The organism is Streptomyces sp. CA-294286, assembly GCF_050947155.1.
In the GTDB taxonomy this organism is placed as follows: Bacteria; Actinomycetota; Actinomycetes; order Streptomycetales; family Streptomycetaceae; genus Streptomyces.
On the sequence record NZ_CP192005.1, the window covers coordinates 6,156,632 to 6,171,186 of the forward strand.

A 14,555-nucleotide genomic window follows, 5' to 3' on the forward strand; every position below is an offset into this window, starting at 1 on the left:
AGCAGAGAGCTGCATGCCGAATCCCCTTGAACCCCCCTTTCACCTCGACAACTACACGCCGGCTGACGAGGCAACGGAGGAGTCCTTCTCGTCGCACTTCGAAATATCCCAGGACATGCTCGGGACCCTGGCCGAGCACCACACCGCAGACGGAAGGCACAGCTATCTCGTCCTGCACGACGGCACGGTGACCTGGGGACACCCCGGCCTTCCCCAGCTCGTTGCACTGCATCTCGAACGCGACACCGAGACCGAGACGTTCACGTTCGAGCACAAGGCGTTTCCCCTCCCCGCCATGGCGCAGTCCTGGCTGATCTCACGCGGCTGCCCCCGCGAAGCCACCGTGCTCCCCGAGGGCATTGGGACAGACCAGGCCGACGCCACCACCACGGAACTGCACGAACGCCTCATGGGCGACGGCGACCACTTCGCCTACCTCGACAGCTACACCCACGACATGTCCAACCCGTGCGTGACCACGGTGCTGCTGCGCCACGACGACGAGAACGACCCGCAACCCTTCCGGGTGGTGGTCGAGACCGCAGACACCGACACCTGGACCCACACGCTGCGCGAAGGCGCCTTCGACACCTACGAAGCAGCCCTGACCTGGCTGCGCTCCGGGGACACCCCCCTCCCACCACCCCCCTTGGCTCCGCGCACAACGACCTCTCAGGCGCTGCCGCCTCGCGCCCCGAGCACTGTGCCGCCGCGCGGTCAACGCCGTTGACCTCCCCGGTGGGGCAGAAGCGTCAAGTGGGGAAATTTCGTCTCGCAGCTCTCGCTCGCTCCGCTGGTATAGCAGGTGATTCCTGATTTCGGAAAGCAGGGAATTTCCAGATCCTTAAAGGAGCCCGGACGGTCCTCTCACCGGTTGGCCGGGCGGCTTCCCTTCCCCTGCCGTACTCCTGACACGGAGGCTATTTCGTCATGCCCTCTTCTCTCCCGGACACCACCCAACGCGCCGAGCTGGAACGCGAGCCGGGGGTGCTGGAGGTCCTCGGCCAGAACATCGAGGACGTGTACGGCCAGAGCCTTTCCGAATTGCAGAAAGCAGCCGCCGACGGCTCTTTGCACCGTGTCGCCTCCGAGGTTGTGCTCTGGCACAGCAAGCTTGTCCTGGCCGAGCGGAACCTAGAGAGGGCGACACGGAACCTGACCGATTCTCTGGGCCCCGAGGCCGGGGAACTGACGGATGTGCAAATGGTGTTGGCCTCGGCGGTCGACGACGCGGTGACCATTCGCGACGTACGGGCCACCGTCGTCAGCACACTTCTGAAGCTGTACCCGAACGGTCAGGCGCCAACTCCCGTTCCGCGAACGGCCGGAGCCCGAACCGTTGCTGTCGCTACGGAGCCGACGGCCTCCGTCCTGTCTCCCTCGCCGGCCTCGGTGGTGAGCGTGACGCGTGGGGTGCGCCGGTGAGCGAGTCCGTCCGGCCCAGTAGCCACGATCCGGCGATTGAAGGTGTCTTCGGGAGGCCGGTCGCCGAACTCCACCGGCAGGCAACCACCGGGGGACGCCACCCAGCAGCAGGCCCGGGTAATGGAACTGCGCGGTCTTCTCGCCGTCGCCGAGATGCACGTCGAGCGGATCCGCAGCCGCGTACACCAGGCGACCAGCCCCGAGCGAACCGTCGAAGATGAGGACGCCGACGCCCTGCGCTGGGACGCCCAGTGGCTGGATGCTGCGCTCAACGCCCGCAACGGCTGCCGCACCGTTCTGGAGAACGCCCTTCGTACGGCCTCCGGCCAGCACACCGCTACGGCCACAGCGGCACGCGACTCCCTCCAACAGATCTCCGCGGACCCCAAGCTCGGCGGGAGCGACGGTGCCCCCGGCAAGCAGGACCACGCCATGGCGGCGCACGACACCGCGGACGACTTTCGGCGGCGCATCGAAGCCCTGTACGCGAAGCCGCTGAAGGAGCTGAAGCGCCAGGTCGAGGGGACCCCCACGCAGACCCTGCTCGGCGGGCTCCTCACCATCCACACCGCGCTGCACTTTGCCGAGGTCGGTGTGGATAGCCAGCTCGGTCGGCTGCGCGAACACCTCGACGCCGCCATCCCAGCACCGGACTTGCCCCGCATCGGCCACCTGCGCGACAGCGCGGACCGCCTGGCCCAGGCCATTGCCACCCGCGATGCCCACCGCACCGCACTGACCGGCGTGCTCGCCGGGCTGCGCCGTGCCGATACTCCCGCCCTGAAGACCACGACCGCCCCGCCGCTGGCGCTGCCGCCCGTACCGGCCCGCAGCCGCTGAGCCCCGCCCGACCAGGAGAGTCCCTACTTTGGACGCCACCGAGTTCCCCCGCCCTCTGCGCACCGATCTCCAGCGCGTCACCGAGACCCTGGAGATGCTCGCACCCCGCTGGAGCGTGTGGACGCTGACCACCCTCACTGACCAGCCACAGCGCTACACCGAGATCAAGCCCCAGCTCGCCATGCTCGACGACGGCCAGCTCGCCCCGCGCCTTGCCCGGCTCACAGCCGATGGCCTCGCGGAGCGCCAGGAACACCACACCCGGTACGTCGCCTACCGGCTCACCCGGCGCGGTCAGGAGCTGCGCTCCGTCTGCACTGCCCTCGCCGCGTACGGCGAGACCCACCTCGACGACGCCAAGACCGAGAACGCCGGCGGACGCATACCTCCTGCCCAGAACGCCGAGGACGTCCTCGCGCTGCTCACCCCCAAGCACGCAACCCCCCTGCTGTGGGCCCTGCGCGTCGAAGGGCATTGCACCGGGAGGGAGTTGGCGGCCCTGCTGGGGAAGGCCCCGGAGCTGCTGTACCACCCGCTGCGGCGGCTGGTGGAGGACGGCCTCGTCGAGCGTGGCGGTCGCAGCACCTACCAGTTGAGCGCGACCGGCGCGGCCTTGAGCACGCCGTTCCGCACGTTGTCCGCCTGGGCCGCCGGACGGCCCGCTGCCACTGCGCATCCGCTGTGGACAGAGACCGCCCCGCACAGTCGTCCCGAGGCCGACGGACGGTGGGCCGCGATGCGCTCCACCTCAGAGCCACCGGTCCACGCCCCGCGCGCCGACGCCGTACTGCGCCCCCGTACAACCGCGTGGGTCCCGTCCGACCTGTTCTCCGAAGTCCCTCCTGCCCGGCCCGTCGGCCGGGTGGCAGCGGGAGGACGCGGCCGATGAGCACACCCGCTGTGTCCGAGACGCAGGTATCCCGGGCCGCGACCCTGATGGGACGCAACCACACTGTGCGCATCATTTCGGAACTCGACGACAACGGGCCCATCCCGCAAGGCGCCATGAGTGCGGTCTTCTCCCCGTTCATCCTCTACCCCGTACACAACGTGCTCCGAGCCCTTTGCACCCGCGGCCTGGTGACGTTCGACAAGCAGAACGAGCACCGGCTCACCCTGACCGAGGCGGGAAGGGCCCTGGGGGATGTCTTCGACTCCTTGGCGCGCTGGGCCCGCGCGCACCAGTACCCCGCCGAGCATGCGGACTTCGCGACCCGAGTGAGGTCCGCGCTTGCGCTGCTGCGCGATCCACGCACCGTGTCCCTCGTGGCCGCGCCGGGATCAGACTTGGGCCCGCGTAGCGCTGACGAGCTGGACCTTGCCGTTCGGGCCGGACTCGTTGCTCCCACCGCCGATGGGCGGGGCTGGTCGCTCACCGACGCCGGACGCGGACTGCGCGAACCGCTCGCCCTGGTCGCCCAGTGGGCCCACGCCAATGCGGAGTTGGTGAGACGCAGCGGTCCGGGGCGCCCGGCCATGCGCACCCTCCCCGTCCCGGCCGTCACCCGGGCCACCACGGCTGGCCCTGTGAAGCGCAGCTGATGGCGGTCCGCCCCACCGCGCTCGGTACCCAGCTTGTGGTGCACGCCCTGGGCCAGCGTCCCGACCTTGACGCGCATGAGCCCGGAAGCCCAGCCGCCAACCTCGTCCACCTCCTCGGCGAGGCCGAAGAACGTGTGAACGGCCTTCAGGAGCAGCTCGTCTCCGCCGCCCGGTTTGCCGCCGAGAGACTCCTGCGCGTTGCCGAGGGCCAGGACCATGTCCATCACGGGTCCCCGGACGGCATCCTGCAGTACGGCGGCGTTCAGATCGACATGCTGAGCGCCCGACGCGGCGACGCAGTCCGCAATCTCCGTGCGCTCCTGGCCGTCTACCAGGCCATCACCAGTGAAGAGCCCCAGCGAATCGCCCCGCCGACGGTGGCGAAGCCGGCCGCAAAGAGCGGCCGGACCACGGGGGCCCGCCGCCGCTGAGCGCGGCCCGCCCCGCACGCGCGCTCCCCCTCTGCCCGTTCCTCTTGCCGAAGGCGAACAAGACCGTGCCCAACCGAGTTGGTGGCCGCCACGCCCGCACACCCGTGTACGGCATGGTGCGCCGCATCTATCTGCCGCGCACCATGGACGCCGCCGCCTTCAGCATGAGCACTTACGGCATTCCGCTTCTCGTGCTGGCGACCACCAGCTCCGCCATGCTCACCGGCGTCGCGTTCGCACTGGAGTGGATCCCGCGTCTGCTCGCGTTCGCCGGCGCCGGAGCTGCCGTCGACAAGCACGGGGCGACCCGTGTCTTCCGCGTCGCCGCGACGTCCCGCGCACTGGTCGTCGTTCTGGCTGCTGTGGCCCTCACCCTGGTCACCGACACGACTGTCGCGACGATCGCGGTGATGGCGCTAGCCGCCATCACCGGCGTCCTCACGGAATACTCCTTCATCGCGGCCGAGACGGCAGGCGGCGTCGCCAGCAAGGAAGCGGGAAAACACGAACACCGCGTGCAGTCCGTGCTCCTGGGTATCGACCAGAGCGCCACCCTCGCAGGCCCCGCCGCCGGTGCCCTGCTCCTGCAGTACGCCGGGCGCGAGGGCATGCTGGCCACGATCGGGGCCCTCTCCCTGCTGGCCGCCCTCTTCGCGCCGCGCACGAGGAGAACTCCCGTCACCCAGTCCCTGCCGACTGCCACGGCCCACCAAGGGCTGCGCACCGGGTGGAAGACTCTTCGCGCGTTGCCCGCTCTGGGCTGGCTCGTCACCGGCCTGACGCTCAGCAACCTTGCGACCGGCATGATCCAGGCCGCCGCACCCGTGATCGTGGTCCAGCAGCTGGGCCACTCCACTGCCTCCGCCGGTCTGATCTGGTCGGTCGCCGCCGTCGCCTCCCTCGTCGCCGTCACCTTGTGCCGGTTCACCCTCGACCGCGTCGGCCTGTGGCCGGTCGGCGTGGTGTGGGCCGTCATCGCCTCGGTCGCCGGCCTCACCGTGCCCCAGGCGAACACCTACACCACCTTCATGCTTGTGATCGCCGTCCTCATGGCTGGCGAGGGCGGCATGACCGTGGTCCTGCGCACCCTGCGGGCCCGCCTCATCCCGTCCGAGGTCTACGGCGCCACCCTCAGCATGACCATCCTGATCATGCTGCTGCCCTTCCCCCTCGCGGGCGTCCTGGTGGCCGTCACCCCGCCCGCGTACCTCGGCCACGTCCTCACCGCATGCGCCGTCCTGCAGACGCTGGGCCTGGCCCTCGCCTTCGCCCGGCTCCGCACCGCACCCGCTCTGCGCCCCCGCCCTGACCGCCTGCTGAGCACATCCCCCAAGGACCCATGACCCTCCTCGCCTCTCCCGACATCCTGTACGGCCACACGCCCGGCCACGAGCACCCCTCGTGGGTCGCCCTGCTCACCGACCTTCCGGACGCCGCCGATGTGCTGGAGCAGCACACCTTCCGCCTGACAGAGATCGACGGACTCCCGCTGTTCGTCCTCTCGGCCGAAACCGACGAGCGCCTGGCAACGGCCCTGCACCTGGCCTCGTACGTCGAGCTGTCCCAGCGCGGGCACCACGTCATGCGCACAGCCGACCACCCGGTACTCCCCGACGACCGACTCCGTGCGCTACTCGACCTCGCCCCCGCCCAGGCCACCACCCCTCCCGCGCCCACCACCCGGACACAGCCGAACACGCGGTCGGCCCATCCCGGCCCCGCTGTGGCCGACACGTTCCGCAACCCGCCGGGCCGCAGTGTCTGACGTGCTGATCGCCCGGCGAACCATGTCCCGCACCGAGGACCCCGCGTTCTCACTCCCTGATTCCTCTGGAGCCTTTTTGTCCTTTCGCCCTGTTCTCCTGGTCGTCGAGCCGACCGACGCCTTGTACAGGGGCCACTGCCTCGAATCGGTGGCCGCCGCCTACGACGTCGTCGTGGTCACCCCCGGCCCGCTCAGCTGGGAGACGCCGCACGTTATCGACCACGAAGCAGCCGACCCGTACGACAAGCAGGCCCTGCTTAAGGCCGGCGACGCCCTCGCCCGCCGCCACACCATCGCGGGCGTACTCACCTGGAACGAGATGCTCCTGGTGAACACCGCACACCTCGCCCAACACCTGGGCGTGCGCACCGACCCGCCCGAGGTCCTGCGCGCCTGCCGCGACAAGGCCACCAGCCGCAACCACTTCGCCCGCCACCAGGTGCCGTCCGCACGATCGACGAAGGCCACCAGCCTGCTGGAAGCGGCGCTCCTCGCCGAGCGCACCGGCTACCCGATCGTCCTCAAACCCGCCGGACAAGCGGGCAGCATCGGCGTCATCCGCGTCGACCAGGCCGAACAGCTCCCGCACGCCTACCAGTTCGCCACCGCCGGAGCGCAGACGTGGTCGGGCGAGAACACTGACGTCCTGGTCGAGGAGTATCTGGACGGGCCGGAGATCTCGGTGGAGTGCGTCACCCACCAGGGCCTCACCACCCCCGTCGCCGTCACCCGCAAGACCGTAGGGTTTGCCCCGTACTTCGAGGAAGTCGGCCACAGCGTCGACGCCGTCGACCCGCTGCTCCCGGCGGTCGGCCCAGTCGCCGTCGCCGCCGTCCGAGCCCTAGGCATCACCACCGGAATCCAGCACGTCGAGATGCGCCTCACCGCGACCGGCCCCCGCCTGATCGAGGTCAACGCGAGAATCGCCGGCGACCTGATCGGACGACTCGTCGAGCTGAGCCTCGGCATCGACCTCCCGCGCGCCGCCGCCGACCTCGCCCTCGGCATCCGCCCGCGCCTGACGCCGACCCGACAGGGCGCCGCCGCAATCCGCCTCCTCTACCCGGAGACCACCGGCACCGTCCTACAGCGGGACATCGACCCCGACTTCGCCCAGAACACCGAGTGGCTGGACCAGGTCAGCTGGATCACCGCCGTCGGCGACCAGGTCACCCTGCCTCCGACCGGTGACGTCGACGCCGCCCGCGTCGGCCTCCTGATAGTCACCGGCCCGGACGCCGAGACGGTAGCCCAGCGGCTCCGCCTCGCAGAGGACCACATCACCGTCGTTGTGCAGCCCGGCCACACCCCGGCGGGAGAGGCGGAACAGCGTGCAGCCTGACCACCCGGCCGCGGGCGTCCTCTCGTCCCCGCACCCGCGCCTGGAACCACCGGCCCGCCCGTCGCCCGTTGAGGGCGACTTCTACGTCAGCCCCCGCTACCTCGCTGGCAGCACCGGCATAGGCGACCCGGGTCTCCAGCCCGCCTTCGATGCCGGCTGGAAGCCGGTCCACGACGAGGACGGCAACTGCTACGTCACCGCCGACGACCAGCGGATCCGCATCGGATACCTGCCCGAGGGTGAAGACAACGCACTCTGGAAGATCACCGCTCACGAGCAGCCCTTCGGGGAACCCCTCTGGGCCGCTGCTTTCAGCGACACCGCCCCAACCGAGTTCGTCACCGCCTTCACCACCAGCCTCCTGGCGGCCTACCAGCAACCCGCGGACCGGTTCCTCCACGACGGCAGCGGGAAGCCCGGTCAGGCGTACGCGCCGCTATTCGACGCGGGTTGGGAGGTGAAAGATCCACTAGGACGAGGGCGCAAGCTGGACTTCCTCGCCCCCGACGGCATGGCCGGCGCCTGGTTCGACGGCAGGCTCGGTACTTCGTACAGCCGCGCCGTCAGTGATCAGGAGATGGACAGCAACAACGCCCGCTGGGGCCTATGGGGCGGTAAGCGAGGCGGGGAGTGGTACGCCGTCTTCTCCAGCGCTACCCCGACCACCCTGATCGCCGCGACCGCCGCCGCAGTCGTGGACCCCGAGCCCGTGCTGCGATGGGAAGGGGAGCTGTCGCTCATGACCAAGCGGTACGCACTGGTCACGCCGGTCAAGCCTCCGTCTCCGACGCCGCTGGAGGTCGCTCGCCGTCGGCCTCGCAGCCTTCCCACCGGCCAGGTGGTCAGCGTGCCGCGCTGGTCCACCTCCACCTCCAGTGCCCGCCTCCCCACGGCCCCCCTCTCCCGCCCGACGGCTCGGCGTTGACGCAGCCCGCACCCCGGAGGAATCCACCATGTCGCTCTTCGCCGAGCAGTTCTTCCAGCAGGAGCTCCGCCTGCCTTACGTCGGCACCGTCGTCGCCGACACCTACTACGCCCTGCCCAGCACAGAGACTCCCGCTCGACTGCGGCTCGATTTCCATCGCACCATTGTTGAGAACGAATACGGCGGGCTGCGTCTGACCACGGTGCACCCGACGGTTGGCCAGATCGACACCGTGACGCTGTCCTTCGCCGAGCACGGCGTCTTCCGCGAACGAGATGCCAGCCGGACCGAGCGATGGGGTGACTCACAGACCGGCTGCTTCACGGACCGGGGAAGTAGTGAACCACCCTGGAAATCAGGCGACTTCGCAGCGGTGCGGGACGCCGTGAACAAGTACGTACAGATGTGGTTCCCCGGCGCCACCCCCGTCCCAACCGGCACCCGGGCTTCCCGCGTACGAGGAGTTCGGCAACTACCGGACCTCCCCACCAGAACACCCTCGTCTCCCTCTCGATGAACTCCATACCCGAACCGAGGAGCACTTTGGAAAGGCCCCGCTGGTTTCAGCCGACGAAGCCCACGTCCCCACGAGCTGAGCCGGACACAGAACCCCCGCCCGACTCCTACCTGCCCGAGGGGATCTGGCTCACCGACGCCGACGTCCGCGGCCGACTGCACACAGCCGTATTGATGTGGCTGGAGGACGCCGAGCGCGCCATGGACGAGGGAGCCACCCTCGCTGATGCCCTCACCGAAGTCCGCAGCCATGCCGTGGAAGGGCTCGGCATCCCAGCGCCGTACGTTCTGCTCGTCGAGGCCGAAGCCGTAGCGCACGTCGTCGAACAGGCGGACGGCCGAGTCGGCAGCGTCTTCGGCCCCTACCTCGCAGCCAGCCTTGAGCGCCTACTGACCGAAGGCACCAGCGAGCACCAGCGTCTGGCCCTACGCCGGGCTACCTCGCTCTCCTCGGTCCTGCGGGAAGCCGAGAGCCAACACACCAAGACCGCGCGCGGAACCACGAGGAGCCTCCCGTCCCCCGGGACCATACCCCGCCCGCCAGGCCGCTCCCGGTAATGCGGCTTCCCCTCGCCACTGCCCTCTTCCACAGGCCCTTGCACCTCGTACTAAGGACACCTTTGCCCCCTCGCGTCTACCTTCGCCGCATCCTTCTCCTCACCGCACTCACCACCACCAGCCTCCTCGGCGCGGGAGCCTGGGCACCGACCGCCACCGCCCAGGCTCCCGAACCGACGCCAGCGACCCCCGCCCCGCGCAGCATGCCCGAGACGGGCGGAGTGCAGCTCTCCAAGAAGGACCCGGAAGGGACCGTCATGGCCGGGGCGAAGTTCACCCTGCTCACCACCGCAGGCAAGGAGGTCGCCACCGGCACGACGGATGCGAACGGACGGCTCACCTTCGACGCCCTCGCGCCCGGCATCTACCGGCTCAAGGAGACGGCGAGCGGCAGCCCCCTGCACGACGTCGTCGCGGACCAAGACGTCATCGTCACCCCGGCCCTGACACCCCTGACGATCGTCGACCCCTTCAAGCCCGCCGAGCTGACGATAAAGAAGACGGACAAAGCCACCGGGAAACCGCTCGCAGGCGCCACCATCAACGTCACCCCCAAGGGTGGCGGCGACACCGTCACCCTCACCACCAGCGCGAACGGAACCGCGCACGTAAAGCTCCCCGCCACCTCCCGCGCGGGTACCGCCTACACAGCCACCGAGACCAAGGCACCCACGGGCTTCAAGCTGGACAACACGACCGTTGCGTTCACTGCCGTGCCCGGAAAGCCGGTCACCGTGACGCTGACGAACACTCGGACGCCGACCGCACCGCCGACGGTTCCGCCGACTTCCCCCGAGCCCACTACCCCCTCCGACAAGCCCACCCCGACGACCCCGTCCTCCACGAAGACGCCCGCTTCCCTGCCGCCCACCGCCCCCTCCACGAAGGAACCGACAGCGACGACGGCACCGTCGCCGAACGGAGCCCTCGCTCAGACCGGCGCCGGAATCTCCCCCTGGCTGGTCGGAGGGGCAGGACTGCTGCTCTCCGCTGGAGGAGGCGCCCTGATCGCAGCACGCCGACGCCAGCGCAGCCACAACCAGGCGAACGAGTCCTCCCAGGACTGAACGCCCCGATAGCACCACCGCCCCAGGGCCCCAGGAATCCTCCCCGATTCCTGGGGCTCTTCGCATGGGCGAGCGGCAGGAGCGGCATCGCTCACGGCAGATCAGAAAGGGGCACCCGACGCTGGAGAACATGCGCAGGTGCATGTCAAGGTTGTTCCAGTCGGAACGCGCAGGTCAGATCGGAGGTTCCGGGCCTCGGCCTCAGCCGATTGGCACCTGCGACGCCGTCCCGAGTCCTTCTCCGTCGTGGTCGGAGGCCCGCTACGGGAGGCCCGATATGGCCTGCTCAAACTTTTGCCCTGCCTCCCTCGGTCCGCATTTCGCCCGCCGGCTCCGGCCGAGCTCGATACACCCTTCTTAAGGAGCTGCATGGCCTCGCCACTCATCACCGTCGGCGACGTTCTCGATCGCCTCGCACGTTTCGACCGAGCCAGCCTTCTCAGGCTCGCCGTCAATCCCGACTTCCCCTTCGCGCACCTGATCGGCGATCTCGTTGAGGCACGCGATCCGCTCGGCAACCGCGTCGTCTACATCGGCGAGGCCGGCCAGGACGGGTTCCTGCCCTCCGAAGCGGCACGGCTGCTGGGGTGGCACCCCCCACTTCCCTTTCCGCTCCGCGTCCGCCGAAGGACCACACGACCCGCGGCAGACTGCTGACCCGACAGCCACCACCAATACCCTGGAGGCGCACCTGCACCCGTACGACCCCTTCGACCCGCCCGTCTTCGGTTCAGACCCTGTCTGGGTGACCCCTCGGCACCTGGCCGGCGACGATACTGCGCTCGCCGAGCGTGTCGGCTCAGCTCTTACGGGCCTCGGGTGGTCCCAGTGGCTCACCGCTCGCCGGACGCTGTTTCTCAGCAGCCCTGACCAGCTGCGCAGCGCGGAATGGCTTGCTGCGGACCCCTCCACCATCCACATCGGAGAACTCCCCGTCGCCTGGGAGATTTCTGCTCGCGCGGCACCCGACCGTGCCCTCGGCTCGTGGACCGCCTACTTCACCGTGGGTGTTCCCCACGAAGCCCTCACCGACTTCGTACGCGCCCTGGACCTTCGCGCCGATCCCGCCTTCGGCTTCGACGGGCCGGACGCGGTGATGGTCGAGCTGCGAGCTGGCGGCTGGGCACCCGAGATAGGGCAGTTCGGCATGACCATGTGGGACCCCTCGATGGCAGCGTGCATGGTCTGGGCAACCCAACCGGACGGCGTCGTCGACCAGGACCCGCGTCCCGACCTGCCAGGGTGGCAAGCCTGGGCCCAACCCGGATTCGACGAGCGGCACCAGTGGTGCGCCGCCTTCTCCCACTCCACCCCGCACGACCTCGTGGGCGCATTCGCAGCGGGGCTCGTCATACCTACCCCCGTACAGCGGCTGGTGCTACCGCCCATGCCCGAGGGTTACCTCACCGTGGTCCCTCCACGGTGACTCCACCCCGTACTGTCACAGCCCCGCCAGGCGCATCTCGCGCGCCCGGCGGGGCTTTCGTCGTACGAATGCGTCTGTATCAACGGCCTTGGCGACTGGCCATATGACATCCGCCGCATGCAGCGCTCTGTGTTCCCACCGGATCTGGGCGGGATGCTCGGCGGCGTCGTGGGCGGGGATGTTCTGGTTCCCGGCCACAGCCCCACAGCCGAGCGCCTGGTACGAGCTGAGCGCCGCTGCCGCTCGGAGTGCACGGATCGCCGTCGGGTCAGGGCCGGAGTACGTGTGGCGACTCGAAGTCGAACAACAACTACTTTTGGCCCGGCCCGAAAACACGGTGCACGACCCTCTGGCTGCAACCGTGCACGCCAGCCTGGCCCTGTACCTCACACCACACGATCATCCTGTCGGTCGAGGCACGCGCGAGGCCAGGTCAGAGGATGGTGCCCTTGAGGAACCCGTCGTAGCCGTACGACTTGAGGCCCTCGTCACGGTTCTGGAAGAGCCCTGTGATCGGACCGGAGTTCTCTGCGAACCATGCCCCATCCAGGCCGGGAACGTACGTCTCGTGCCCGCTGCGACAGTGCACCCACACATGGTCCTCGCGGTTGAGCACCAGCCAGTCCCGGTACACACCGCACTCAGAGCAGGTCACCACGGTGCCGTCCACGGAAAGCGGCGCCCAGTACCGCATCATCGACCCGGCAAGCTCGTCGGCCGGCGGCACCCGCAGATCGTCGGGCAACACCATGTCCTCCTCGGCGCCAGCCTCCGGAGCCGAGGAAGCCTTCGGGACCGTGGCCTCCGGCAGCGGCGCCGCAAACCCCGTCCCCTCGGACATCAACTCCGCTGCCTGACTACGGAACTGAGTGAGCTGTTCCTCGGCGTGACGGTCACTTCGTGTACGGCGAAACATCGAGCGCCCCCGTTGGTAGCTGTGCGGCTTGAACCAACTCTCTCGCGCTGAGGCGATCTTGGTCTACTCAACAACTGCTCAGCGTCCCGCACGGCCTCCGCCGCCCGGCCGCGGTCGCTCGGCGGACACTGGAGTCGGGCGACGACGAGCGGCGGACGAGGTGCTGGGGCGGGTTGCAGGATTGGCAGGCAGGCCCGCGAGACGGCGCAATCGCCAGACCAGCACGTCGCTGATCGATTCGGCGGTATCCAGCTCCCGCCGGGCGGCAGCCTCGGCCAGAAGCGGGGCGGGGTCGTGACCCGCGTCTGCGACCTCGGCGAGGGTGGCGGCCAGGGCATACCACCCGGGCTCCCTGAGAAGCCGCTCAGCGAGGTCCGGCACCGCGCGGCGCAGGTCCTCGGTGTGCTTGCGCAGCAGCGGCTGGGCGAGACGCCGCCCTCGCTGGCGGAGCACGGACAGAGGCTGCCCGGCAACAGCTTCGTACGCCGCGCGCAGATGCTCGGCCGCCTGCTGCGCGGCGGCGGCCTGCTGCGCGTGGAGACGCTTGCCATGCCAGGCGGCAGCCGCAGCGACGAAGAAGAACAACATGTCGATCAACATGGCGCTGCTCGCCCCGTGCTCACCGTGGTCCAGGACCGGACCGCTGTAAACGAGGTCACGGGCCGCTGCCCGCAGGGCCCGGTCATGCTCACGCTCCGCGCGGATGTGAGAGCGGGAAGCACGCTCGTAGGCGAAGGCCGCCTCCCTGAGCGCCTGACGGGAACTGACCGAGGCGGTCTGGGCCAGCGCGTCGAGGACCTCACCGCCCGCCGCGATCTGTGCCGCGCCGACTCCATCAGAACCGTCCCCGATGAGAAGTACAGCGCGCCAGGTGGCTTCGGTCGCCCGGCGCCGCGCTCCCGACGGGCCGCTCGCTGCCCGTGGGCCGGTGCGAACGGCTTCTTCCGGCCCCGTCGGCATCGTTGTGGAGGAGGCACTCCAGCGCTGGCGTATGCGAGGGAGGGAGAGGTCGGGAGCGAGTTTCGAGCCGGAGTAGAAGACCGGTTCGCCGTCCTTGTTGAGGTCGTCCGGCAGGGCGACGGTGTACCCGAGCAGGTCCCCGGACGGCGCGAGCCTGCGACGGATCAGCAGGCCGCTCGCCGAGAGACGGCGGAAGAACTCGTCATCGCTGGTGACACCGGCCGCCGCGTGACGGACCTTCTCGCGCAGTTCCTCACGTGCCGTACGATCCTGGCCCCGGCGGGCGGCCTTGTGCCGTTCCGCACTGGTGGGACGCTGGGCTGCGGTGCCGTCCCCACGGTTGAGGTGTCGCAACCCCAACTCCACCTCCAAGAGGCGGGCCTCCGCCTGAGAGCGGGCAGCGTCTTTGTCGAGATTCGGCTTGTAGCCGTCCTCGCGGACCAAGGTGGCGACGATGTGGATGTGGTCCTCCGCGTGACGTACAGCTGCCCACCGGCACGCCCCGTCGTCGGGGTCGATGCCGGTGGCGGCGACCATGCGGCGGGCCACGTCGGCCCACTCCTCATCGGAGAGGATGCGGTCCGTGGGGGCGTTGCGTACGGACAAGTGCCACACGTGCCGGTCAGGCCGGGCGTCGGGGTCCACGTTCTCGACGGGCTGGTCGAGGAGCCGCTGGAGCTGCTGGAGGGTTGCTTCCGGATCACGGCCCGGGTCGGGAGCATTGTCGTCCCAAGAGGCCACGAGGTGCGGGTCGACGTGCTCCTCGTGCGTACCGGGCCCGTACAGGTAGTACAGCAGTCCGATGGTCCGCTTCCCGCGTTTGTGGATCTTGGGGATCATGC

17 protein-coding genes are annotated in these 14,555 nt (G+C 69.4%); 15 read left to right on the forward strand and 2 right to left on the reverse strand.

The features are described 5' to 3' along the window. Positions 1-13 precede the first annotated feature (13 nt). The 15 genes from ACQPZG_RS31860 to ACQPZG_RS31930 all read left to right on the forward strand — a co-directional run bounded on the left by ACQPZG_RS31860 (position 14) and on the right by ACQPZG_RS31930 (position 11,837). Positions 14-730, forward strand: a complete 717-nt coding sequence (locus ACQPZG_RS31860; protein ID WP_433549146.1) for a hypothetical protein — start codon at positions 14-16, stop codon at positions 728-730. A 200-nt stretch (positions 731-930) separates the two neighbouring features. Next, complete coding sequence (locus tag ACQPZG_RS31865) at positions 931-1,425, forward strand: hypothetical protein (RefSeq protein WP_433549147.1); 495 nt, start codon at positions 931-933, stop codon at positions 1,423-1,425. Between the two features lie 36 nt (positions 1,426-1,461). Continuing rightward, positions 1,462-2,265 carry a hypothetical protein gene (locus tag ACQPZG_RS31870; protein ID WP_433549148.1) on the forward strand — a complete coding sequence of 268 codons (804 nt, stop codon included), beginning with the start codon at positions 1,462-1,464 and terminating at the stop codon, positions 2,263-2,265. Positions 2,266-2,293: 28 nt separating this feature from the next. Beyond that, positions 2,294-3,154 carry a winged helix-turn-helix transcriptional regulator gene (locus ACQPZG_RS31875; protein ID WP_433549149.1) on the forward strand — a complete coding sequence of 287 codons (861 nt, stop codon included), beginning with the start codon at positions 2,294-2,296 and terminating at the stop codon, positions 3,152-3,154. Then, positions 3,151-3,807 carry a hypothetical protein gene (locus ACQPZG_RS31880; RefSeq protein ID WP_433549150.1) on the forward strand — a complete coding sequence of 219 codons (657 nt, stop codon included), beginning with the start codon at positions 3,151-3,153 and terminating at the stop codon, positions 3,805-3,807. Before ACQPZG_RS31875 ends, ACQPZG_RS31880 begins: the two co-directional genes overlap by 4 nt. After that, positions 3,807-4,238, forward strand: coding sequence for a hypothetical protein (locus ACQPZG_RS31885; RefSeq protein WP_433549151.1), 432 nt, complete (start codon positions 3,807-3,809; stop codon positions 4,236-4,238). The genes ACQPZG_RS31880 and ACQPZG_RS31885 overlap by 1 nt, the downstream gene beginning before the upstream one ends. A 65-nt stretch (positions 4,239-4,303) precedes the next feature. Beyond that, positions 4,304-5,581: an MFS transporter gene (locus tag ACQPZG_RS31890; RefSeq protein WP_433549152.1), complete on the forward strand. Its 1,278-nt coding sequence runs from the start codon at positions 4,304-4,306 to the stop codon at positions 5,579-5,581. Beyond that, positions 5,578-6,003 carry a hypothetical protein gene (locus ACQPZG_RS31895; RefSeq protein ID WP_433549153.1) on the forward strand — a complete coding sequence of 142 codons (426 nt, stop codon included), beginning with the start codon at positions 5,578-5,580 and terminating at the stop codon, positions 6,001-6,003. Before ACQPZG_RS31890 ends, ACQPZG_RS31895 begins: the two co-directional genes overlap by 4 nt. A 76-nt stretch (positions 6,004-6,079) precedes the next feature. After that, positions 6,080-7,345, forward strand: a complete 1,266-nt coding sequence (locus ACQPZG_RS31900) for an ATP-grasp domain-containing protein (RefSeq protein ID WP_433549154.1) — start codon at positions 6,080-6,082, stop codon at positions 7,343-7,345. After that, complete coding sequence (locus tag ACQPZG_RS31905) at positions 7,335-8,270, forward strand: DUF317 domain-containing protein (protein WP_433549155.1); 936 nt, start codon at positions 7,335-7,337, stop codon at positions 8,268-8,270. The genes ACQPZG_RS31900 and ACQPZG_RS31905 overlap by 11 nt, the downstream gene beginning before the upstream one ends. Before the next feature lie 28 nt (positions 8,271-8,298). After that, positions 8,299-8,787, forward strand: coding sequence for a hypothetical protein (locus ACQPZG_RS31910; RefSeq protein WP_433549156.1), 489 nt, complete (start codon positions 8,299-8,301; stop codon positions 8,785-8,787). Positions 8,788-8,813: 26 nt separating this feature from the next. Next, positions 8,814-9,344 carry a hypothetical protein gene (locus ACQPZG_RS31915; RefSeq protein WP_433549157.1) on the forward strand — a complete coding sequence of 177 codons (531 nt, stop codon included), beginning with the start codon at positions 8,814-8,816 and terminating at the stop codon, positions 9,342-9,344. Positions 9,345-9,406: 62 nt separating this feature from the next. Further along, on the forward strand, positions 9,407-10,411 hold the full coding sequence (locus ACQPZG_RS31920) for a SpaA isopeptide-forming pilin-related protein (RefSeq protein WP_433549158.1): 1,005 nt from the start codon (positions 9,407-9,409) through the stop codon (positions 10,409-10,411). A 369-nt stretch (positions 10,412-10,780) separates the two neighbouring features. Further along, positions 10,781-11,068 (forward strand): hypothetical protein, encoded by a 288-nt coding sequence (locus tag ACQPZG_RS31925; protein ID WP_433549159.1) that lies wholly within the window; start codon positions 10,781-10,783, stop codon positions 11,066-11,068. An 88-nt stretch (positions 11,069-11,156) separates the two neighbouring features. Further along, entirely contained in the window at positions 11,157-11,837 is a 681-nt protein-coding gene (locus tag ACQPZG_RS31930; RefSeq protein ID WP_433549160.1) for a DUF317 domain-containing protein, read from the forward strand. 433 nt (positions 11,838-12,270) lie between these two features. Here ACQPZG_RS31930 and ACQPZG_RS31935 read toward each other — a convergent pair whose 3' ends face one another. Together ACQPZG_RS31935 and ACQPZG_RS31940 are read right to left on the reverse strand one after the other, a co-directional pair. Then, positions 12,271-12,588, reverse strand: coding sequence for a hypothetical protein (locus ACQPZG_RS31935; protein ID WP_433549161.1), 318 nt, complete (start codon positions 12,586-12,588; stop codon positions 12,271-12,273). 243 nt (positions 12,589-12,831) lie between these two features. Then, entirely contained in the window at positions 12,832-14,553 is a 1,722-nt protein-coding gene (locus tag ACQPZG_RS31940; protein WP_433549162.1) for a relaxase/mobilization nuclease domain-containing protein, read from the reverse strand. Positions 14,554-14,555: the final 2 nt, after the last annotated feature.